We start from the raw sequence: 21,359 nt of genomic DNA, 5'->3' as shown, positions 1-21,359 counted from the left end.
CTTGTTCCGCTTTGACGGACACCATCGGCGTGGTGGTCAGGCCGCGAGGACGGTTTCGTACCCGGCGGGATTGCGGTAACCAAGGCTGCTGTGCAGCCTCCGCAAGTTGTAACAGCTTTCAATCCACTCAAAGATCGCGGTGTGGGCGGCTGCCCGGCTGGGCCAGGGCCGATCGCCGAGCACTTCGCGCTTGATGGTGGCGAAGAAGGACTCGGCGAGCGCGTTGTGCCAGCACTGGCCTGTGCGGCCGACCGACAGACGGACACCGAACTCGCGGGCGGCATCGGCGAATTCTCGGCTGGTGTACTGCCCGGCAGCCGCGATCCGAGTGGAACACGACCGCGCCGGTCGGGCGGCGGCTGCGGCAGGCGGGCCGCAGCGCGTCGGCGACCAGTTCGGTCCGCAGGTGGTCGGCGGTGGCCCAGTCGACTACGCGGCGGGAGACGATGTCGATGACGGTGGCCAGGTAGAGCCAGCCCTCCTCGGTCGGGATGTAGGTGATGTCGCCGCACCATCGGGTGTTGGTTGCGGCCGGGTTGGGCCGGAAGTCGCGTAGAACCGGGTTGGGGCGGGTGGCGGCCTGCGGGTTCGGGATCGTGGTGCGGTGGCGACGTCTACGGTGACGGCCGGCCAGTCCGGCCTGCCGCATCAGCTGCGCGATGCGGCGCCGACCACACCGCTCCCCATCGCGTCGCAACATGGCGTGGATGCGCGGGGCCCCATAAGCACCGCGCGAGGTCTCGTGGACTTCGGTGAGCTCCGCGTCGCGAACCGCGCGCGGGCCGGGGGTGGCGGTGCGGCGGGTGTAGCAGGCGGCTCGGGAGACCTTCAGCAGTTCACAGGCGCGTTTGACGCTGTGTCCTGTCTGCTTCTACGCCTCGATGAACGGGTGCACGCTCACCGGGTTCTCCGTGATGCTGATCGGAAAATCGATGTGCGGGAGGGCAGGCGGCAGCATCCGGGCCGCTTGCGGCCCGGATGACGGTGAGACGGAACGGTCAGGTGATGCTGGGCTGAGGGCGACTTGGTGGCCGAGGGCCTGGAGTTGGCGGACGAGGTCGCGAGTTTTGCGGACGGGATCGAGGTGTCGGCGGTGCCAGTCGGCACCGAGCTCCTGGTAGGAGGCGTCCGGGTCGTTGATCAGGTGCCAGGCGATGACGAGTATCGAGCGGGCGACGGCGACCAGAGCTTTGGCATGGCCGCGGCGTTTGACGATGCGCCGGTAGCGGGCGCCGAGGAAGGTGTCGGTGCGGGCGGCAGCGTTGGCGGCCTAACCGAGAGCGCCCTTGAGCCAGGGGTTTCCCTGCCCGGACATGCCGAACAGGTCCGAGACGACGCCGGACAGTTTGATCTGCGCGTCCTGCAGGGCCTTGTCGACGCGGTGCTTGTGCCGGGTGCGTTCCTGGACGAACACGGTGCGGGTTCGGGTGTAGTCCCGCAGCTGCCGCACCGGCTTCGGTGGGACGAATGAGGCGCAGACCATGCCGCGTTCGGCGAGCTTGGCCAGCCAGACCGCGTCCAGCTTGTCCGTCTTCGGGCGCCCGGGGACGTTCTTCACGTCACGGGCGTTGACGAGCCAGCAGTCCAGGCCGCGAGCCTCCAGCAGATAGAAGAACGGGCGCCAGTACGAGCCTGTCGCTTCCATGACCATCCGCTCGACGCCTTGGCACAGAAGCCGGTCGCCGAGTTCGAGGATCGTGTTCGTGGTCGAGGCGACCGTCTAGACCTTCTGAACACGTCAGCCTTCGATGGTGTCGTGCGGGACGCGCAGGCAGACCATCCCGGACGCCTTCGCGATGTCGATCGCCGCGACCTTGGCGACCGTCCCATCGTCGTGGTCTTCTCCCAACTCCTCCATGACATACCCCCTGGTGCGCTGGTGCAGGCAGGGGCTGCCCGGGAAGCCAAAGGGGTAACGGAGAAGCTGATCGGCGTGCTCAAGGCGACAGTGTGCGGCCCCCTCGGACGGCTCCCTCACCAGACTCCTATGCGGGCTCACAGCCCAAACATCAAGCGGCGTCGGCGGACAGCCCCTGTACCGATTTTCACGCCCGTGGGGCGTCACCGCAGGTGAACGGTCGACTCCTATGTCAAGCCGCCATGTTGATCGGGCCCGTGTAGTGTTGCTCGTGTAGTGCGGCGGCAGCTTCATCGGCCAGTAGGGCCTGGTAAACGCGGTCAGAGACGCGGCAATTCTTGGACTTGAACCGTGCAGCCCCGGCCGTCTCGCCCAGGATGGCTGCGGCGCCGAGCACACCGCAGCCCGGGACGGCCATCAGATGCGGTGCGAGCTGCTGCACCAGGCGGCGAAGACGTTTCTCCACGGCGTTGATCTGCTCGGTCAGGCGCCGGCACTCGGCAATGAGGTCGAGGGTGATCTCAACGATCACGCCGGATCGGCCACGGAGCGCGGTCTCCAGGGCATCGAAGACGCGCAGCCGCCGCAATCCACCTGAGAGGAGGGGCAGTTCGGGGTCGATCTCGTGCAGGAACCACCGGAGCTTGTTGGCTGTCGCCGTGGGGTGTCGCACAAGCCGTCGACGGTGGTCGACGATCAGCTTCACGTCGCGGACGGGCCCGTCCAGGCAGGCCCGTGGCAGGTCTGGCTCGCGCAGCGCGACCCGGGCAACGGCTTCGGCGTCGATCGGGTCGGATTTCCCGCGCTCACGTGCCGAACGCCCGCCATCAGCCGGGTGTGAACGCGCACCACCGCATGCCCGGCCATCAGTAGGTCGGCCTCGAAACGCCTGGTCAAGTGGCGGCAATCCTCGATGGCCACCAGCACCTGGCCGAACTGCCCGATCCACTCGCAGGAACGCGCATGACCAACGGTAGTGCCGACACGGTGAGCTGGGCTATGCGTCGGCCCACAGGATCGACCACAACCAGCGTGTGGGTCTTCTTGTGACCGTCGATACCGACCACATTCATGCAGATGCCTCCGCAGCACACGGGGAAGGTATCGAATCCGGGTCCGCCGCGGGGCACGCCTCGAATCGGGCTCGCGTGGCACGCTCTTATCAGGCCACTCGCGGGGACCTCAGGCCTGGCGGGGCGGCACATCCAGGACAAGCCACCGTGAACGGGGCAGCAAAGAATCGAGCCAACCCCGCCGGAGTCTGCCACTCTGGCACCGCCAGACCGCCGGTGTCCCTCACTTTGGCATTGACGCGAAGAAAGCCGTCGCACGCTTGAGGATCTCCACGTCCTCCCGCAGCCGGCGGTTCTCCCGGCTCAGCCGGGCCAGTTCATCGCGTTCACCGCTGGTCAGGCCCTCCCGCCCTCCCGAGTCGACCTCAGCCTGCTTCACCCAGTCGCGCACCGCGGTCTCGGTCAGGTCGAAGTCCTTGGCGACTTGACCGATCGAGCGGTCACCGCGCTCACACAACTCGACGTTCTCGGCCTTGAACTCCGGCGTGAACGAGCGGCGAGGACGCGGCTTCTTCTTCCCCATGCTCTCCATGATGGACATCATCCTTCCGGGGGCGAAGCCTCTGATCTCTGATGTCCGTCAAAGCGGATCAAGCCTAGATCGTCGCCACCCGGCTCGCCGACGCCACGCATTCGGCGAGGTCAAGTTGGCTGCGGTGCGTGCGAACAGTGACCTCGGCGTCCTGGACGAGGTGCGCGTGAGGGTTATCGCAGAGGCGGCGAGCGAAGTCGCGCAGCGTGGCCTGACAGATCAGTTCCCGGTGCGACTCGTCGCCACCGCTGGCGCGCCGCGGGGTCCTGGCGGGCACCAGCGACCCTTGCGGAGCATGTCGTTGAGGCTGCACGCACGCGGCGATGCCTCGGGTCATGGCGGTGCTGATGATGACCACCTCGTTCGCCATCGCCACCAAGCGCGCGTCGCGCCCGCCATGGCCCTGCTAATGCGTGGTGCGCTGGCAGGTGGCGTATGGGGCGAGATGCCCGCACCGGGCGGCGAGCGGCTGTGAGGTCGGTCTGCGACGCAAGAATCTGGCCAAGTTTGGCCTGAAGTAGCTCTACTGAGTAGCTGCTATGCAGCGACCTGAGTAGGGGTACTCATGTTCCCCCGGCCCCGGGGCCTGAGAGTAGGAGGTGGTTGCATGACTGACAGGAGATAACGACCATGAACCCCTCGACCAACCGCCCGCGTCCCGCCTCCAGGCACCGCCGTGTTCGTATCGCGGTGGGTGGCGCACTTACCGCGGCCGCCGCGATCCTGGCGCTCGCGGGCTGCTCCGGCGCCGGCTTGTCCTTGGAGGACTCCATCTGTGGCGGCGGAGAATACCCCGTCATGACCGTGGGCGGAACCGGCTCGGACTGCGTTCCGAACGGCGACAAGACGCCCGATGGCTACACCCGTTACCCCGAGGGCAAGGTGCCACAGAAGGTCGACGACAAGTGGGACGTCTACTGGCGCACTCACACGGTCAATGACAAGGGTGAGATCGTCGATGCCCCCGAAGGGGAATGAACTACACGCTGGTGTGACAAATCCTTTAATGATCACTAACTTGACTCTGTCGGGGATCAAGAAGCTCTTGAGATCAGCCGCTGACGGCTCGCCATGACTTCAGGCGAGGGGTACCGCGCTCGTCCAGGAAGTCCTGGAACGCGGTCGGTGGCCGGGGCTGGGGTGCTTCGTCGGCCGGTGACAGACCACTGAGGCGCTCGATGTTCACGGCGATGGCCGTGAACACGTGCTCTAGGTAGCCCTAGAGGTTGTCCCGTATGGGGTGTGGGTTATCCGCTGAGGGCCAGGTTGTGGAGCCGAGCGATGCCAAGCATGGCCTGGTGCACCCCGTTGCCCTTGAGCCGGCAGTCGCGCAGGATCTTCCAGTTCTTCAGCCGCGACAGGGCGTGTTCCACGCGTGCTCGCGCCCGGCGGTGGACTGCGTTCTCCGCTTCCTGGTGAGGACTGAGGTGCGTCTGACCTCGTCGTTTGCGGTGCGGGATGAGCAGGCCGGTTCCCTGGTAGCCGCCATCGGCGATGGTCGGTGCGCCGCGGCAGGCGCGATCGACGCCGGACTCCGTGAACGCCCGGCAGTCGTTGCGGCTGCCGGGCAACGGCAAGCCGATCGCCACCACCAGGCGGCTGTTGGCGTCGATGACGACCTGAAGGTTGGTCGAGTAGCGGTAGTTCTTGCTCGAGGCGGCGATGCTGCGGTCGCGGGTAGGCACCAGGGTGCCGTCCACGATGTAGACGGTGTCCTTGCGCGGTCGACGGGCCGGCGAGATGGCCAGCAGCGGTGCGAGGTGATCGAGGATGCGGTCGGCCGCCGACTTCGAGACTCCGAACAACGGCGCCACCTGCCGCAATGTGAGGTTCGTGCGCCAGTACGTCGCCACCAGCAACACCCGGTCCTCCAGCGGCAGCCGCCACGGCCAGCCCCGCTGCACGTCACCGCCCCTACGCCGCACCAACGCCACCAACCTGGCGAACTGCGACTCGGTCAGTCCAGAGAACGGCTCGATCCACTTCGGATCATCTGCTGAGATCACCCACCCATGCCCAGCCAACGCACCAACCGCCTACGGGACAACCTCTAGACGAGTCTGTCCGAATACGGTCAGTGGTCATAGGCGGTCAGTGAGCGGCTGACCGCCTGACCGGTCTGGAAGTTGTGCCAGATCGCGGCAGCCAGGGCCAGGACGCGCTGGGCGACCCGGATCGCGACGCCCTCGACGGTGCGTGCGCCGTGTTGTTCCAGGTCGAGCTGGCCTTTGAGGGTGTCGTTGACCGACTCGATGAGCTGGCGGACCTTCTTGAGCATCGGCTCGCCGGCCCGCATGACTTTCTTCTTGCGGGACGGCCGCAGCAGAGTGATGCCCTGTTCGGACAGTGACCGCTCGAATGCCTTGGACGCGAATCCCTTGTCGCTGATGAGCAGTATGCCCAGCCGCTTCCGGACCAGGTCGGCGTCGACCTCCAGCATCGAGGCAAGGACCTCGCGCTCGCCGAGTTTCGGGTCGGCCAGCGCCCACAGGATGGGCACCCCAGCAGGGGTGCACACCAGGTACAGCCGCAGCCCCCAGAAGAAGCGTGAATGCGACGCGCAGTAGCCGTAGTTGGCCCAGCCCGCCAACTCGGACCGTTTGACCGTGGGGCGGGACATGCCGCACGGCACCGGGGTTGAGTCGGTGATCCACACGGTGTCGTGCCAGTAGTCCGTGTCCTTCGCCATCAACCGGATGACACGCTTGACCTGGGGAAGCGCTGCCCGCAGCCGCTTGTTGTAGCCGGAGTCCTGCGGGATGAACGGGAACATGTCCCGGTAGTGCGCCTGCACGTGCCGCAGCCACCGGGCCTCGCAGTGGAAGCCCAGCATCGCCTGCATGACCGCCAGGCACAGCAACTCCGAGTGACTGAGCTTCGGCGGCCGTCCGGGCAGCCGTGCCAAGTCAGCCCACTCGTCATCGATCTTCACGTACAGTGCGGTCACGAGGGTGTTCAGGTTCGTCGTCACAAACGATCATGGACACCCTCTCTTCGCGCCCGCAGCCATTTGGACAGACTCGTCTAGGTGGGCCTTCGGCTGCCTCCGGTAGCGGCAGCGGCGCATGCCGCGCCCGCAGGCGAACTTGTTGACGGTGCCCTCTACGCCGGAGCGGACCGCATAGCGGGCTTGCCAGTCGGGCGTCTGCTGCTCGGTCCGGACGCGAACTTGCAGGTCGCGGCTGGGAGTCCGTCTTCTTCGTCAACGTCCCCCTGGCCCTGGGTGCTGCCGCGGCCGCCTTCTCGATCGTTCCCAAGGATGCGCCGCGTCATACGCTCAGCGATGCCCGGCTCCGATGAAAACCGGCATGACGGGAATGCGACTCGCGAAGAGCGTGCCAATCGTTCTCATCTGCACCGATTACCGGGTAGACCGCCTCGATTTGCCTGAGGTCTAACGGTCGCAAACTGAGTTAGAGATATTCGCTACGGCAACGCATCGCGAGAGTTCATCCGGTGACGCGGGGAGAGGTCACGTATCGATCCCCGCATCAGGGGTTGACAGAAAACGCTGGAGCAACACAGCCTTTGGCAACGTTGTCATCCGGGTTCGACGCCAGGGCGTGCGGAGCCGGTTCGGCTTGCGCTTTTTTGATGGGATGTCACACACATGACAGATCAGTCGGGTCCGTCGCGTCACGCGTCGCGGCGGGCCATCGTCACCGCGGGTGCCACTCTGCTGGCCGGATTCGGTCTCAGTTCCGTGCTTCCCGTGTCGAATGCTGCTGCCGTCCCCATCGGCGCACCAGTTGAGCCCTCCGCCCCCGATGGGCTGGCGCTCTACCGGCCTGTCTCAGTCTCCTCGACGGCCTACGCTGCCACGCCCGGCTCTTTCGTGGTTGATCGCCTTTCCTCTCCAGGCGTCAGTGGCAGCGGATGGCGCGCTGAGGGCGGTGACCCTCAGTGGATAGCCATCGACCTCCAGGCAGCCTGCGAGGTCACCCACATTTGCCTGACCTTCGAGGCGGATGCCTCCGACCCGGTGTATATGCCGCCCACCACTGGCAACGTCCACAGCGGCACCACCGGCAAGGAGATCCAGTCGAGCTACTCGGTAGTCTTCATGGTGGAGACGTCTGTGGACAACAAGTCCTGGACCACGGTGTACCGCACCACGGCGGGCAGCGGCGGCGTGGTGAACATCCAGATCCCGCGCCCGGGACGGGCGCGCTGGGTGCGCATGACCTCCCAGAAGCGTTCCAGCACGCTGCCTCTCGGCCTCAATGGCTTCGAGGTGTACGGCACCGCCAAGGGCCACCGCCCCTCAGTCACCGGCTGGACCGACTGGGACTCTCATCACGGAAAGGCGCCGAAGCTCACGGTCGCCGACGACGGGACCGTTCCCGTGGAATCGGGCTGGTGGCTCACCATGGACGACTGGGCCGGCACGGACGGCGCCGGTCTGTCCAAGACGTCCGTCGACACCAGCAGCTGGCTGCCCGCAACCGTTCCCGGCACGGTGCTCGGCTCGCTCGTGGACCAGGGCAAGCTGCCCGATCCGGTAGCAGGCCTGAACAACCTGCACATCCCGGAGGCTCTGTCGCGCCACTCCTGGTGGTACAAACGCGACTTCGCACTGCCGCAGGGCCTACGCACCGGCGCCGGCCGGCACGTGTGGCTGGAGTTCGACGGAGTCAATCACAAGGCCGACGTGTGGCTGAACGGTAAGCAGGCCGGCGACCTGACGTACCCGTTCGCCCGCGCCGCGTTCGACGTCACCCAGCAGCTCGCGACGAGCGGCGAGAACGCGCTCGCGGTGAAGATCACGCCGATGCCGGTCCCCGGCAGCCCGGGCGACAAGGGTCCGCAGGGCGAGTCCTGGGTGGATGCCGGCGCACAGCAGATGAACCTCAACTCCCCGACGTATCTTGCGTCCTCGGGCTGGGACTGGATGCCTGCCGTGCGCGACCGTGCGGCAGGCATCTGGAACCACGTCCGGCTGAGATCGACCGGGCACGTTGTCATCGGCGACCCGCGCGTGGACACCGTCCTTCCTGCCCTGCCGGACGTATCGGTCGCCGAGGTGACCGTGGTCGTACCGGTCCGTAACGCCGGCTCCGCCGACCACCAGACGACAGTCACAGCGACCTTCGGCAGCGTGCGGGCGTCCAAGAGCGTCACCGTGAAGGCCGGCGCGAGTGTCGACGTCGTCTTCGCTCCCGATGCCTTCGGGCAGCTGAAGCTGCGCAACCCCAAGTTGTGGTGGCCGAACGGCCTGGGCGAGCCCCATCTGCACGACCTCATGCTCACCGCGTCGGTCGGCGGCCAGGAGAGCGACCGGCGCGCCACCCGCTTCGGCATCCGCCAGTTCGGCTACGAGTACGAGGTGCCGCTGGCGTTCACCGCGTCCGGCGACGCCTACACGCAGACCGTGACCTTCGACCGGCAGCAGGCCAGGTACGTCCGCATCAGGTGCCTGACCCGGGCCACCTCCTGGGGCAGCTCTCTGTGGACCCTCTCGGTGGGGGACAGCACGCGACCAGGCGTCGACCTCGCGCTGCACGCCCCCGCCGAGGCCTCCAGCACCGACCAGGACAGCAACGGCGCAGCCAACGCCACTGATGGCGACGACGGCACCCGCTGGTCCTCTGCCCACCAGGATGACCAGTGGATCCGTGTCGACCTGGGCTCCACCCAGTCTTTCGACCGAGTCGACCTCACCTGGGAGCAGGCGTACGCGAAGACCTTCGTGGTCCAGGTCTCCGCGAACGGATCCGACTGGACCGACGTGAAGTCGGTGGACAACGGGGCCGTGCCGTTGCCGTTCAACAACGGAAACGCCAGCCTCCAAGTCGAGGACTTCGACCAGCAGACCGCACGCTACGTCCGCCTCAACTGTGGCCTGCGTAATACCAGCTGGGGCAACTCGCTGTGGTCTATTAGCGTCGTCGACCGCAGTGAACCGGGAACTGACCTCGCCCTGCGGCGGAAGGCCACGGCCTCCACCGAGGACCCCGACCACCCGGCGTCGCATGCCACCGACGGCGACCCGAAGACCCGCTGGTCCTCCGACTACGAGGACTACCAGTGGATCCAGGTGGACCTTGGCTCCTCGCGGAAGTTCGACCGCGTCGCCGTCGTCTGGGAAGCGGCATACCCCAAGACGTACGTCATCCAGGTGTCCGACGACGGTGAGAAATGGACCGACGTCAAGCCGGTGTCCAACACGCCGGACCCTCTGAAGATCAGTGTCAACGGAGTGCGTGTACTGGCCCGCGGCGGCAACTGGGGCTGGGACGAACTGCTGCGCCGGATGCCGGCGGAGCGCATGGACGCTGCGGTGCGCATGCACCGCGACATGAACTTCACCATGATCCGCAACTGGGTCGGCAGCAGCGACCGGGAGGAGTTCTTCGCCGCCTGCGATCGGCACGGCATCCTGGTGTGGAACGACTTCCCCAATGCGTGGGGCATGGACCCGCCGGACCACGAGGCCTTCAACTCCCTCGCCCGTGACACCGTACTGCGCTACCGCATCCACCCCTGCGTGGTGGTCTGGTGCGGCGCCAACGAGGGCAACCCCCCAGCTTCCATCGACAAGGGGATGCGCGAGGCGGTGGAACAGCAGGTGCCCGGCCTGCTCTACCAGAACAACTCGGCGGGCGGCATCATCACGGGCGGCGGTCCCTACGGTTGGGTGGAGCCGGAGAAGTACTTCGACCGCATGACCTACGGCAGCAAGGACTTCGGCTTCCACACCGAGATCGGCATGCCCGTCGTCTCCACCGCGGCGAGCACCCGCAACATGACGGGCGACGAGCCGGAATGGCCGATCAAGGGCGCGTGGTACTACCACGACTGGAGCGAGCGCGGGAACCAGGCACCGCAGACCTACAAAGCAGCCATCGAAGCGCGCCTCGGAGAGGCGGGCAACCTGGACGACTTCACCCGAAAGGCGCAGTTCGTCAACTACGAGAACACCCGCGCTATGTTCGAGGCGTGGAACGCTAACCTCTGGGACAACGCGTCCGGCCTGATGCTGTGGATGTCCCATCCGGCCTGGCACAGTACAGTCTGGCAGACGTACGACTACGACTTCGACGTCAACGGCACCTATTACGGTGCCCGTTCGGCCTGCGAGCCGCTGCACGTGCAGGCCGATCCCGTGAAGTGGCAAGTCATCGCCGTGAACCACACCTCGGCCGACCTGCGCGGCGCCACTGTCACAGCCCGGCTGCTCGACCTGTCCGGCCGGCAACTCGGTAGCAACAAGACGGCCCGGGTGGACGTCGCACGGGCAGACACCGCGATGGCCTTCACCACGGAATGGACGAACGACCTTCCGGACCTGCATCTGCTGCTACTCACCCTGGAGGATGCCCAGGGCAAAGAGCTGTCACGCAACACCTACTGGCGCTACCGCAACACCTCGGCCCTGCAGGCCCTGAACAAGGCGAAGCAAGTGAAACTGACCGGCGCGATCACCAAGGTTTCACGCTCCGGGGACCGCCACGAGCTGACAGCAACCGTCCGCAACCAGGGCTCGGCGGTGGCCGCCATGGTCCGGCTGTCACTGCTGGAAGAAGCCCACGGCCGCCGGGTGCTGCCGACGCTGTACAGCGACAACTATCTGTGGCTGCTGCCCGGTGAATCCCGCACCGTCCGTCTGTCCTGGCCGTCGAAGGCCTGCTCGTCACGGAACCCGATACTGACGGCGGAGGCATACAACAGCCCGGTTACGACGCTGCGCGACTAAAGAGCCCCGTGCCCCGGTTCCAGCCGATCACGTTGGAATCGGGGCACGATGCAAATCCCCGGTCAGGGCTGCTCCGCAGAGATGGTCTGGTCGGTTTGGCCAACCCGTTCCCGGACGACCTCCGGATTTCCTCAGCATCGACCCCGTCGCCGGGGGCAGCGCCAACGTCTACGACTACGTTGGCCCAGGACCCGGTCAACCGCACGGACCTGGATGGGAGGTGCTTCTGGGACGGCTGCACCGCCGAGGATTACGGGGCCGGGCTTGGGCGCGAGTCGGTCCACGCCGCCGGGGCGCGCTGATGGGCCTAACCGGAATCGGTCAGAGGCCGGATCCGCGGAAGCAGTTGCAGGGCTCAACTGGCAGCGCAACGCTGTGATCTGCTGTGGTCGGGCCAGTGGCCGGGGTTTTGGGGGCTGTGGTCGGGGGTGGTGCGCAGCCGCTGCACCGTGGTGGACAGCGGCTGCCCGGGGAGTCTACAGGCCAGGGGAGTAGCTCCAGGGAGGCGGGTTACGTTGGCCCCTCCGCAGCGGTCCAGCTCGCGGCTCGGGTGAAGCGGCGCGAGGACGTGCAGGTCGCCGCCTACGAGCCCCAACTCCCCGAGGATGTACGGCGGCGGGACGACAGGACAGCAGTGTGGGAGCTCATGCCTCCGCTGTCCCACGTCCCACCGACAGCCGCATCCGGAGGCGGACCGGCCGCCGGGTCGGGTCAGCCCGCGGCCGCGTCCTCCGGCGGAAGGCAGGTGAGCACGCCGGACATGAGGTCGACGTACTCCTCGGAGTCCCAGTCGGAGTAGATCTGCGAGCCGACGGCCGCGCCGTCGGCGAAGGCGACGACGAGGGTTGCGACGTCATCGGCCCGGTCCGCCGAGGCGCTCGGCTCGATCCGCCGCACCCAGGCGGAGATCATCCGCTTGACCTGGAGCCGGCGGTCGAGGAACGCGCGGCGGGTCTTGGCGTTGGTAAGCGGAAGTCTTCTCAGTGCCTGATCCCGGCCTGAGACTGCTCGTGGCGGCGTGCCGTCCTCGCCGAATAGTGGCACTGCTGGGGGAGGACGCTGTCGGCTAGTCCAGTTCATCGGGGATGCTCAACGGCCGGGCGCGCCGGGACTGGTGTCGATCAGTTGGATAGCTGTGGGATCCCGTGGTACGCCGTAACGTCGTGGGCAGGGACGATTTGCATGACGTTCGCGAGCGCAATCACGCGAAGCAGGTCCTCGCGCACTAGTTTGGGATCAGTGTCGGCGAGGATACGCAGCAAGAGCGGCCGCTCAACGCGACGACGGATGCCATCGAGTTGCCAGGTCAGGTCACCGATGAAGGCGTATCGCTTACCGGTAGGCAGAGTGACGAATATGATCACGGAGCCAGTTGTGTGACCTCGGGCGGGAACGATGACCACCGAGCCGTCGCGATACACATCGAAGCTCGCTGAAAAGCCAAGGTAGGGTGGACCGTTGAATTCATATTGGTGAATCTTGTGGCCTGCGGAGACAATGCGGAACACTTCTCCGTCGCGATCTTCGCTCGCGTATCGCAGTTCATCCTCATTAATCCAGATAGGCATCTGAAGATCGTCGATACCGCTCACGTGATCCCAGTGAGAATGTGTCACCAGTACACCACGCAGCCTGCTGCGGTCGTAGCCGCTGGCCTCAAGTTGTTCGCTCGCGGTGCTGACCACCTGGTATGGAGCGCGCTCAATTCGCGGGAGAGACTGAATATGCGCCGCAACCTGAGAGCCGAAACCTGCATCGATCAATAGATCACCCTTCGGGTGTTGCAGCAGGATCGCTGTCGCGGCGAAATGACGCTTGTCGCGGAACGACCCGCCCTTGAATGCGAACGCTGACCTTGTTTCGTAGGTTCCTGTCGGCAATTGGTAGATAGCCATGTCAGACGGTGGCGCAGCCTCAGGAAGAGGCCCTGCCCAAGCGGAAGGAATGGGAAGAGGTGACATGTGGGTTATGGTCCGTCACCGCCAACCCGGGTGTCCAATACCTGTGTGGCAGGGTCGATACCCCAGGGGTATCGACCCTGCCACACAGGTATTGGGCGGCGTCCCGTAAACGCTTTGGGGCATGCTGGCTGACCTGTTCGTTTGCTCGTCATCCGGCGAGGGTGAGGTTGTGCGGGTGAGCGATGACGAGCATGGCGTGGTGGACACCGTCGCTCACCGCTCGAACAGCGGGGCGCACGTTCCTCGCGGGTGTTGTGCCAACGCCGGAGCCAACCTGCGACGCCAGCTGGGCAGTTGGCCTGACAGACAGGTGAAGCCTCTGGTAGGTGGGTTTTCGACCAAGAGAACCGTCTCCATCAGAGGCTTCGCGTCCTTGTTTACCCGTCCGGCGTCGACGTGTCCAGCTCTGCCCTCCGCTTCCTCGCCGCTCGTCTGCGGGAACACCGCCGAGCTCTTGGCACCTGCTGGCGAGTGTCGGGGTGCAACGCCAGTACACCGGCATCGGGAGGCGATCGAGGGGGCGGATCGCGGACCGTTGCAAGCAGGTTGAGTCCCGGTGCCGGGCCGGGCGGCTGGCGCTCGGGCTGCTGTCGGACCTTCCCGTGGAAGAACTGCTGGACGATCACGGAGTGGGCTGGGGACGCCAGTCCGCATGGCATGCAGCATCTGCTGTGCCGGGCCGTCTGGGATGCTGATGCTGTCCGTGACGACGTGCGCGCATATGTCGTCGAGTACCTCCGCAACGTGGATGCGGTGCTGGTTGTCGACGAGACCGGGGACGTAAAGAAGGGGCACGCACACCGCCGGTATCCAACGCCAGTACACCGGCACGGCCAGGCAGATCGAGAACTGGGCGGCTTCCCGCCCGAGTCCCTTGTTTTGCTCCGGTGACAAGCGTGACGGTCGTGTGGATGACGTACATCAACCCATGGGTGCGGATGAGCAGCGGGCGGAGCCTGGGCACTGGTTGAGGGGCTGGACGGCCGCGAAAGCGAGGACCTGCTCGACGTTGGAGGTGCCGATGCCCGTCTAGACGACGGGTACGGCCTGAGTACCGCCGACGATGCCGATGTTGGGTACCAGATGGACCCGGTGGTTCGGGATCACCAGCAAGTCGGGGGCGATCTCCTGGACATCTGCGACCCGCACGGCCGGGTCGGAAATCAGCTCGTCCGTCATGCTGCGATTCCACCGCCGCTGCGCCCCGGCCGTCCAGGACCGACTGGGTGGCATCGATACCTTACAGGTATCCTCGCCTGTCATGGAGCTACGCACGCTGCGCTATTTCATGACCGTCGCCGAGGAACTCCATTTCGGCCGGGCCGCCGCCCGGCTGCACATGACCCAGCCCCCGCTGAGCCGGGCGATCAAGCAACTGGAGACCGGCCTCGGTACCCCTCTGCTGCACCGTTCCGCCGCAGGGGTCACCCTCACCCCCGCCGGGGCGATGCTGCTGAACGAGGCGCGCACCCTGCTCGACCGGGCTGACCGGGTACGCATCCGCGTGGCTGCGGCGGCCGGCGCCACGACCCTCACCGTTGGCATCCTCGGCGACAGCACCGACCGACGCGCCGCCCGGCTGGCCGCCGCGTACCGTCAAAAGCACCCGGGCGTCGAGATCCGGATCCGCGACACCGATCTGACCGATCCGACCTGTGGGCTGCGCGCCGGACTGGTCGACATCGCCCTAACCCGCGCACCGTTCGACGAGACCGGCCTGACGGTGCACGAACTGCGGGCCGAGACCGTGGGGGCGGTGCTACGCGCCGACGACGCGCTGGCCCGCCGCGACCACCTTCGGCTGGCAGACCTGGCCGACCGGCACTGGTTCCAGTTCCCGGATGGCACCGACCCCATCTGGCGGTCGTACTGGAACGGCGGCGAGCCGCGCGAGGGCCCGGTGGTGCACGTTGTTCAGGAGTGCCTGCAGGCCGTGCTCTGGAACGGCACGGTCGGAATGGCACCGCTCGGGCACGACCTGCCCGAGGAACTGGCCGTGGTACCGCTGACCGACATGGCGCCGAGCCGCGTGGTGGTCGCGGCGAACAAAGGCGACACCAACCCGCTGATCTGCTCGTTCCTCCAGCTCGCGAGGGCTGCCTACCGCGACTGAGCGCCTCGCAGCCAGCTGCGATGTCACCACCGTGCTCTACGACGGCACCGTCCACGACTCGACCAGCAGCCAGCGGTCATCGATGACACCCGCCGCTTCCCGGCAGGTGGCACAGGCGTCCTCCCGTTCCGGCTGCCACCAATGGCCGGACGGCGACATTCCGGCTCTCTGAACACCGCACAGCGTCCTGTCGAAGATGCCGAAGGCATGGGAGACACCAGCAGGAAGGTCCTTCGCAACGGCCTTGTCCCAGCGCATCTCCATGGGCAGGTAGGGCGGTCGCGAGACTTCGAATCACTCGCCTCCCACATGGGTGGCGGCATGGCACCAGGAGCAGGACCAGATCTCCGCTGCCGCTGCCGTCGGCGGCACGGGCCACCGCCACATCGCCCGCTCACACACATCACACTCCACAGGCGGATCCTCACATGGCGGCACGGCCCGCCCTAGCTGGCCTGGCGTCACGCCAGTTACCAAACACCCCCGCAAGGGAAAAAGCTCTTTTATGCCCCGACCACCGCCAGATCACCCCAACAGGAACCCTGTTCGACTGATCAAGCCCCGCCGAGCGGTAAGCGGAAGGCTTCTGAGGCGACATGCCCTCGTCCGAGTGAATGGCCTGCGCTGTCTGCCCGATCCCGACAGGGTGTGTCCCGTGGCCGGGAGCGCGGCCTCAGCTTGTCTGATGCCTGTGATCACTGCGGCAGTTCGGCCTCGGCTGCCCAGCGGAAGACGTCCTCGCACGTGGGGGACGATGTCGGCGAGCGTTCGGCGAGGACGTTCAGCACATAGCGCAGTTTCCTGCTCAGCGGCAAGAGTCGGTGGCTGTGCTGCCCGCCTTTGTAGGTGTACAGGCGGAAGACGTTAACGGCCTGTCCGTCACGGTCGTCGGCGAAGATGTCCGGGAGTCCGGCGAGCGGTTCGTAGTCGCGCTTGCCAGTTGCCGCGTCGGCCACGATCTTGAGAGGCAGAGCGTCGAATTCTGCGGGGGACAAGGAAGCGTCGAGCGCGACGGCGTGGGCGGCCAGGGCCGCGAAGATCTCGATCACTCGCTCGCCTGCCGCCGTGCCGATGCCCCGGGCCCTCAGTGCCTCGTGGCGACGAGCCTGCCGTCATAGGACCTGGTCCACCAGCGGCAGCAGGACACGGCCCAGGAGCGCGCAGCGACGCCACAGCATGTCGTGGTCCGAGGTCACGGTCGATCCTCTCTGCGGCGAGTGGAAGGCCTGGGGCCGAGGACCAACCCGACGACCGCCAGGCCCTCCAACTTTCCACTACGCGCCCACTCATTCGGGGTGGGGCCAAAACAACTTGCCGGAGTGAGGTTGACGCACCCCACGCGACCGGTCAGGGCCAGCGAGCGGGGCCAACTTTATTGCGGAGCGGGGCCAATTGAAGTTGTCACAAACACAACGCCCCGCTCGAAGTTGCCAGAAGCCGCCTTGGAGGGCTTCACGGGCGTCTCCGGCTCCCGGGGCAGGGGCACGATGCCGAGCTGTTCCAGGTGTTCGCGCTGCCCGTCCATCAGCCCCTGCCACACGGCGTGCGGCAGCTCAAAGGCTGTCCAGTTGGTTACAGCCCGACCGGGTTGAGGTAGGTGGCCGGGTGGGTGGCACCGTCCTGCTTGAGGATCTGGCCGCCAAACGGCCACTTCAGGGTGAAGTGCTCCGTCTCGTTCGGCGGGGTGACCAGGAACTTCGCCGGAACGAACTTCTCCTTCTGCGGCGTGGACTTGGCCACCGGGAGCAGGGTGATGCTGAAGTCCACCGTGTCCCCCTGCTTCAGGGTCATCTTTTCGGGTTTCTTGGAGGAGCGCGCCAGCGCCCAGGTGCCGTCGGTCTTCTGAGCGCCGATCATGTCGACACCGGCGAAACCGGACAGGGTGCAGGTGCGCTTGCTCTGGTTGGTGAACCAGATGTACGCCTGGGTCTGCTTCTTGGTCTGCTTCATCTCCGGCTTCGCGTCATCCCCCATGGCGAAGCCGGCCTTCAGGTCGGTGGTGTGGCAGCGGGTCGGCTTGGCCTTGGCGGGGGCGGCCGAGGCCGGGATGGCGGTAGCGGCAGTGCCGGCGACGACGACGGCCGCAAGGGCCACGGCGGTCAGCTTGCTCTCCATGGAGTTTCGGGTTCCCCTCGCATACGAATCGGCGCGCGAGGTCAGTGCGCGCCTACGCACCTGAAGACGTGCAATGCCTGGGGGAGGTTCGGTGTGCCGGAGATCCTTTTCCGACAGCCAGGCTCCCAACTGTGGCCGCGTACGAGAACTCATGCGGTGCGGGTCCGGAGTGCCGGTATTCGTGCAGGTCCCACCCAGTGAGCTGTTGACAGCAACAGTTCGTCGCTCTGGGTGATCATCAGGCGGTGCGGCCCTTCTCGAAGTGGAAGATCGCGAGGGCTGCTGCGGTGATGTCGCCGATGCGCCTCAATATCGATCAGGCCTGGCGGCAGAAGGGTGAGCAAGCGGGGACTGTAATCGGCGCCCAGCGGGTCCAGGACCATGTTCACGCGTCCTGGAGCGCCTTGCTGGAGTCCGCTGCCGTGTAGCCGATCACTTCGGCGGCGCGCATCTCGCGAGGCAGGCGTGTTGGTCGGTGCGTGCGGTCACGATCGCCTGGGCGTCGCGCGCCGTGACGATTTGCACAGTCAGATACCCGACGCCGCCGGCCGCGGCGTGGATCAGTACCCGCTGGTGGACGTCGCCTGGGCGGTGGTCACCAGGGCCTGTCAGGCCCCCAGACCCGCCGTCGCCAGGGCGTCGGCCTGGCCAAAGCGCGGTGCGCCTGGCTCCCGGCGTGCCGGGTCTGCCCCGGCACGCCGTGCCCGCGCTGGCGGTTGTTGCGGGCACTCGCCGAGGCCTGTCGGCCGTGAAGTCCATGCCATCGTCGGCGCGGAGCCATCCCTCGTGCCGGGTGCCTTCCGCCCACTCGACGACGGCGTGCCCCCGGGAGTGCTTGTGCGGACGGGGCGCGGCTTTCACCGGGACCCGGCCGAGCCGGTCGACGGTGAGGCGTCGCAGCGTCGGAACGGACAGCAGGCGGCCGAGCAGCGGGAGCAGGGCACGCATCAGTGGAGCGGCCGGCACGAGAGCGGAAGTGGCGGTGACGAACGGTGCTCCACTCACCGCATGCGCCGCGACGAGCTCGCCGGACGAGACACCTGCCGTCTTCGCTGACTCCCCGTCCGGAAAGATGAGTTGCTGCGGATCCGCGCCGAGGCGCGATGTCATCAGCCGCCCGTTCTCGTATTGTCGTCCGCCGGTGGTGAGCACGTCCACGATGCTGGCCGCCAAGGCGGAACCGAGTACGCCCGCCTCGACGGCCACCGAGGCCACGGCGTCGACCCGCACCCGGTGCGGCGTGGGCTGTTCTTCGCACAGCTTCGCCACCACCGCCTCTGTCGATAGCACGCCGAATCCGGCGCCGGTGACCAGGGTGCTGCCCGCCCGCACCGCTTCGTCGTGCAGGGCGAGCAGCCGGTCCACGGCGACCACGTCGTTGGCCTGGTCGACGTAGTGGCCGCCGGGCATGCAGGCACGGGCGATCACCGGTGCCGTGGCGGCGAAGGCGCCCATCGTGTTCACCATCACTCGCGGGCGCTCCCGCACGATCTCGTCCGCGATCCGCTCAGCCGAGTCGGCGACGACGACCTTCGTGAGTGGTTCAGCGGGTGGCCAGGGGTTGCCAGAGCAGATCGTGGTCGGCGAGTGCGAGGCGGGCTGGTTGGAGGCGGCTGGCCAAATCGGCTTGGAAGAGACGGGCGGTGTGCCGGGGCGGCAGGGCGAGGGTCAGGTGACGCACGCGGGCGTCGTCGGTACTGCCTGGGGCGGCGGTGTAGCCGAACCGGGCGTGGACATCGATCCCCAGTTCGGTGGCTTCGCGCGCCGGGCTGCGCGTGCCGGTCGTTCGGGGTGTCCACCTGGCCACCGTAGTGGCCGGCCCCGGCGCCGGCCTCGCTCCGGGCCGGCGGTCCGGTTCGGCGTCGCGCTGAACTTTGCCGGACCCGTGTGCGTCGTCCGCCCGGTCCCGGAATCGCCTTGCGCAGCGCGTCCTCGCGTATCTCGGTGGCACTCTGTGGCGTTGGGCGGCATGACTCGGCGTCACGAAGATGCCGTCCGCGGCTGAAAGGCGAGGACTTCGGAGGGGCCGCAATGCAGGCGGATGAGCTCCTGGACCCGGTAGAGGCCGAGGGGGAGGGGTACCGGCGTGTGCTCCTGACACACCTGACGAGCTGGGTGCAGGAGGCCACGGAGGCGGCGACGGACCCTGACCAGTGTGACAGCGTGAGCCTGGAAGCGGCGCTGAACGAAGTCAACGGCGTGGTCTTCGACATCGAGATGGAGACGCACCGCAAGTCGCTGAGCCTGGAGGCCAGCCAACTCCTCGTCGCAGCGGAGCTGATGATGCGCCGGGCCTCGGGATACACACACCGTGACGCACAGGCATAGATGCGGTGTTCACGGGCGGCGGCGGAGCTGCTCAACGAGGCGCACGAGTTCTACAAGGATCGCGACGAGGAGTGATCCGCCGCGCGCCCTGGTCTGCTGCGCCCGCCTCGTCCACGCTCCCGTCCACCAGCGCCAACTCCAACCCGGTGGCCGAGCTGTTGGGTTCCCGGTCCGGGTGCCGGCCCGCGGGCTCTACGGTGCACCGGTGAGCAACGAGATGCCGTCGGCCGGTGAGGACGAACTGCCCGTGGTCGACGAGGTCCTGGCCGAGGCCCTGACCGCGCAGGGCGCACCGGTCGTACGGGCGCTGGGCCTGCTTCTGGACACGCGCCGGATCCTGACCGGCACCCTGCTGGAGCGGCCGGCGGAGGTCGCGGAGTCGTGCCTGCGGGGTGCGGCGGACGCCCTGCTGAGTCTGCCGGGCGCCCCGGTCGCGGTGGGACTGAAGTCCGCGGCCGTCGACCTGCTGGCCGCGGTCGACGCCCTCCCCAACTCCGGCCCGCCCGATGCTCCGGCCGACGAGCCCGTCGCCGACCCGGACGGCTCGGTGCCGGTCGGAAAGATGGACACGGTCGGCTGCGCCCCGGCCGCCGAGCTCCCGGAACCCGCTGCCACGACTCCGCTGTCCGCCGGCCCGCCCGCGGACGCGTCCGCCGGTGGCGCGGTCAGGGGGGCGCGGACGAGGAGGAGTGGGCGCGGGTACGGGAGGCGGCCGACGTGCTGCGCGGGCAGTTGGCGCACCCCGGTGGCTATCACCGGGTCCGGGCGGCGGGCGATCCGGAGCAGGCCCAAGCCCGCGACGAGAAACTGACCGGTCAGCTCCGAGAAGCCCAGGACGACCTGCCAGCTCCTGGTTCGCACTGAGAACACCACTACCGCGCGGGGCAGAAGGTGGCGAGCATCGGTGAGAAGGCCGCCCGGCAGGGATGACTGACTGACTCGCCTGCGGGTCCCTTGGCCCTTGAGGAGGGCAGGGCCTGCGACAGTCCCACCCCCGGTTTGACTCCATTTCAGTCCCGCACTACATTGCATGCCAAATCAGATATCAGAGTTCGCTCATAGGGTGGGTGACATGCTGCTGACCACCGGGCAGGCCGCAGGGGAGCTCGGATGCGCGATCACTACCTTCCGTAGACTCGTTCAGGCCGAACTCCTGCCAGGCCTGTCCCGCCGCGGCGTGCGCGTCATGATCCCGCTTCCCGTCGTGCAGGCACTCAGCACTCGTAAGCACGCGGCCCTCAACCAGTTGAGCGTCAATGAGATCGCCGTCCTGAGGGTGGACACAGCACAACCGGCCGACGATCCGGATCGCGATTGGATCGGCTTCGCCGCAACTCTCGGCCCCGACGATCTCCTCAAGGCGTTGCGCGGCTGGTGGCGGTGCGACGCAGCCAGCGTCGCGGCCGGGGGAGTGCTACCAGTGACCCTGTCCGGCTACGTCGTGGCCGTCCTGACCGGCTTGGAACGTTGGGAGAAGAACAGCGACGGCCGGCACGCCTTCCCCGACGCACACCTGGCCGGCTACGTCACGGACCTCGCCACCCCGCAGATCACCCTCACGTCCAGCACGAGCGCCGACCGGCGCCTCGCCGAACTCCTACTGGGCACCCGGCTTACCTCCCACTCGGGCGGTGCCATCGCCTACGTCCCCACAAGCAACGCCGCCTGAACCGCGGGCCCGGA

At 67.1% G+C, this 21,359-nt stretch carries 22 protein-coding genes and 3 pseudogenes; 7 read left to right on the top strand and 18 right to left on the bottom strand.

The genetic code is table 11. From position 1 onward, the window contains the following. Positions 1-36: 36 nt before the first annotated feature. The 6 genes and pseudogenes from ACWC91_RS36690 to ACWC91_RS36665 form a co-directional block, all read right to left on the bottom strand. Positions 37-258 carry an integrase core domain-containing protein gene (locus tag ACWC91_RS36690; protein ID WP_281155345.1) on the bottom strand — a complete coding sequence of 74 codons (222 nt, stop codon included), beginning with the start codon at positions 256-258 and terminating at the stop codon, positions 37-39. A 52-nt stretch (positions 259-310) separates the two neighbouring features. Next, positions 311-850 (bottom strand): annotated as a pseudogene (locus ACWC91_RS36685) (IS3 family transposase); the annotation flags it as partial. 267 nt (positions 851-1,117) lie between these two features. Beyond that, a pseudogene (locus tag ACWC91_RS36680) lies at positions 1,118-1,720 on the bottom strand (IS110 family transposase); the annotation flags it as partial. Positions 1,721-2,090: 370 nt separating this feature from the next. Continuing rightward, on the bottom strand, positions 2,091-2,564 hold the full coding sequence (locus ACWC91_RS36675) for a hypothetical protein (RefSeq protein WP_281155305.1): 474 nt from the start codon (positions 2,562-2,564) through the stop codon (positions 2,091-2,093). Between the two features lie 590 nt (positions 2,565-3,154). Continuing rightward, entirely contained in the window at positions 3,155-3,454 is a 300-nt protein-coding gene (locus tag ACWC91_RS36670; protein WP_450640823.1) for a transposase, read from the bottom strand. Positions 3,455-3,527: 73 nt separating this feature from the next. After that, positions 3,528-3,833: a hypothetical protein gene (locus tag ACWC91_RS36665; protein ID WP_281155306.1), complete on the bottom strand. Its 306-nt coding sequence runs from the start codon at positions 3,831-3,833 to the stop codon at positions 3,528-3,530. Between the two features lie 260 nt (positions 3,834-4,093). Between ACWC91_RS36665 and ACWC91_RS36660 the strand changes: the two genes are divergently transcribed. Beyond that, positions 4,094-4,441 carry an SCO0607 family lipoprotein gene (locus tag ACWC91_RS36660; RefSeq protein ID WP_281155307.1) on the top strand — a complete coding sequence of 116 codons (348 nt, stop codon included), beginning with the start codon at positions 4,094-4,096 and terminating at the stop codon, positions 4,439-4,441. 73 nt (positions 4,442-4,514) lie between these two features. Here the strand turns inward: ACWC91_RS36660 and ACWC91_RS36655 are convergent, their stop codons facing one another. From ACWC91_RS36655 to ACWC91_RS36640, 4 genes are read right to left on the bottom strand one after another with little or no spacing between them, the layout of a single operon-like run. After that, a complete protein-coding gene (locus ACWC91_RS36655; protein ID WP_281155308.1) occupies positions 4,515-4,667 on the bottom strand; it encodes a hypothetical protein in 153 nt (50 codons plus the stop codon). A 43-nt stretch (positions 4,668-4,710) separates the two neighbouring features. After that, a complete protein-coding gene (locus ACWC91_RS36650) occupies positions 4,711-5,487 on the bottom strand; it encodes a transposase (RefSeq protein ID WP_281155309.1) in 777 nt (258 codons plus the stop codon). Positions 5,488-5,537: 50 nt separating this feature from the next. Next, positions 5,538-6,434, bottom strand: a complete 897-nt coding sequence (locus tag ACWC91_RS36645; RefSeq protein ID WP_450640825.1) for an IS982 family transposase — start codon at positions 6,432-6,434, stop codon at positions 5,538-5,540. 6 nt (positions 6,435-6,440) lie between these two features. Continuing rightward, on the bottom strand, positions 6,441-6,638 hold the full coding sequence (locus tag ACWC91_RS36640; RefSeq protein ID WP_281155346.1) for a transposase: 198 nt from the start codon (positions 6,636-6,638) through the stop codon (positions 6,441-6,443). A 435-nt stretch (positions 6,639-7,073) separates the two neighbouring features. Here ACWC91_RS36640 and ACWC91_RS36635 point away from each other — a divergent pair, with 435 nt between their 5' ends. Further along, complete coding sequence (locus ACWC91_RS36635) at positions 7,074-11,159, top strand: discoidin domain-containing protein (RefSeq protein WP_450640826.1); 4,086 nt, start codon at positions 7,074-7,076, stop codon at positions 11,157-11,159. A gap of 711 nt (positions 11,160-11,870) precedes the next feature. On the opposite strand, the gene ACWC91_RS36630 is transcribed toward ACWC91_RS36635, so the two are convergent. Next, positions 11,871-12,071: a hypothetical protein gene (locus tag ACWC91_RS36630; protein WP_281155312.1), complete on the bottom strand. Its 201-nt coding sequence runs from the start codon at positions 12,069-12,071 to the stop codon at positions 11,871-11,873. Between the two features lie 209 nt (positions 12,072-12,280). Continuing rightward, positions 12,281-13,054, bottom strand: a complete 774-nt coding sequence (locus tag ACWC91_RS36625) for an MBL fold metallo-hydrolase (protein WP_450640827.1) — start codon at positions 13,052-13,054, stop codon at positions 12,281-12,283. Positions 13,055-13,620: 566 nt separating this feature from the next. Between ACWC91_RS36625 and ACWC91_RS36620 the strand changes: the two are divergent. Beyond that, positions 13,621-13,970, top strand: a pseudogene (locus ACWC91_RS36620) (transposase); the annotation flags it as partial. Between the two features lie 179 nt (positions 13,971-14,149). Here ACWC91_RS36620 and ACWC91_RS36615 read toward each other — a convergent pair. Further along, positions 14,150-14,299 carry a hypothetical protein gene (locus tag ACWC91_RS36615; RefSeq protein ID WP_281155314.1) on the bottom strand — a complete coding sequence of 50 codons (150 nt, stop codon included), beginning with the start codon at positions 14,297-14,299 and terminating at the stop codon, positions 14,150-14,152. A gap of 82 nt (positions 14,300-14,381) precedes the next feature. On the opposite strand from ACWC91_RS36615, the gene ACWC91_RS36610 reads away from it, so the two are divergent. Continuing rightward, the gene (locus ACWC91_RS36610) at positions 14,382-15,233 is read left to right on the top strand and encodes a LysR family transcriptional regulator (protein WP_281155347.1); all 852 of its coding nucleotides are present in this window, start codon (positions 14,382-14,384) and stop codon (positions 15,231-15,233) included. 36 nt (positions 15,234-15,269) lie between these two features. Here ACWC91_RS36610 and ACWC91_RS36605 read toward each other — a convergent pair whose 3' ends face one another. From ACWC91_RS36605 to ACWC91_RS36585, 5 genes are all read right to left on the bottom strand, one after another. Continuing rightward, complete coding sequence (locus tag ACWC91_RS36605) at positions 15,270-15,491, bottom strand: hypothetical protein (RefSeq protein WP_281155315.1); 222 nt, start codon at positions 15,489-15,491, stop codon at positions 15,270-15,272. Between the two features lie 437 nt (positions 15,492-15,928). Next, positions 15,929-16,282, bottom strand: coding sequence for a hypothetical protein (locus tag ACWC91_RS36600; RefSeq protein ID WP_281155316.1), 354 nt, complete (start codon positions 16,280-16,282; stop codon positions 15,929-15,931). A gap of 523 nt (positions 16,283-16,805) precedes the next feature. Next, entirely contained in the window at positions 16,806-17,348 is a 543-nt protein-coding gene (locus tag ACWC91_RS36595; protein ID WP_281155317.1) for a DUF4232 domain-containing protein, read from the bottom strand. A gap of 432 nt (positions 17,349-17,780) precedes the next feature. Next, a complete protein-coding gene (locus ACWC91_RS36590) occupies positions 17,781-18,815 on the bottom strand; it encodes a saccharopine dehydrogenase family protein (RefSeq protein ID WP_281155318.1) in 1,035 nt (344 codons plus the stop codon). Positions 18,816-18,891: 76 nt separating this feature from the next. Next, a complete protein-coding gene (locus tag ACWC91_RS36585) occupies positions 18,892-19,029 on the bottom strand; it encodes a hypothetical protein (RefSeq protein ID WP_450640829.1) in 138 nt (45 codons plus the stop codon). A gap of 482 nt (positions 19,030-19,511) precedes the next feature. On the opposite strand from ACWC91_RS36585, the gene ACWC91_RS36580 reads away from it, so the two are divergent. The 3 genes from ACWC91_RS36580 to ACWC91_RS36570 all read left to right on the top strand — a co-directional run bounded on the left by ACWC91_RS36580 (position 19,512) and on the right by ACWC91_RS36570 (position 21,345). Further along, on the top strand, positions 19,512-19,676 hold the full coding sequence (locus tag ACWC91_RS36580) for a hypothetical protein (RefSeq protein WP_281155319.1): 165 nt from the start codon (positions 19,512-19,514) through the stop codon (positions 19,674-19,676). A 205-nt stretch (positions 19,677-19,881) separates the two neighbouring features. Next, positions 19,882-20,487, top strand: a complete 606-nt coding sequence (locus tag ACWC91_RS36575; RefSeq protein ID WP_281155320.1) for a hypothetical protein — start codon at positions 19,882-19,884, stop codon at positions 20,485-20,487. Positions 20,488-20,748: 261 nt separating this feature from the next. Further along, positions 20,749-21,345 carry a DNA-binding protein gene (locus tag ACWC91_RS36570; RefSeq protein ID WP_281155321.1) on the top strand — a complete coding sequence of 199 codons (597 nt, stop codon included), beginning with the start codon at positions 20,749-20,751 and terminating at the stop codon, positions 21,343-21,345. Positions 21,346-21,359: the final 14 nt, after the last annotated feature.

Source organism: Streptomyces sp. NPDC001204, assembly GCF_053598035.1.
Note: the sequence above shows the minus strand (reverse complement) of the source record. Positions and strands in the feature narration are given on the sequence as shown.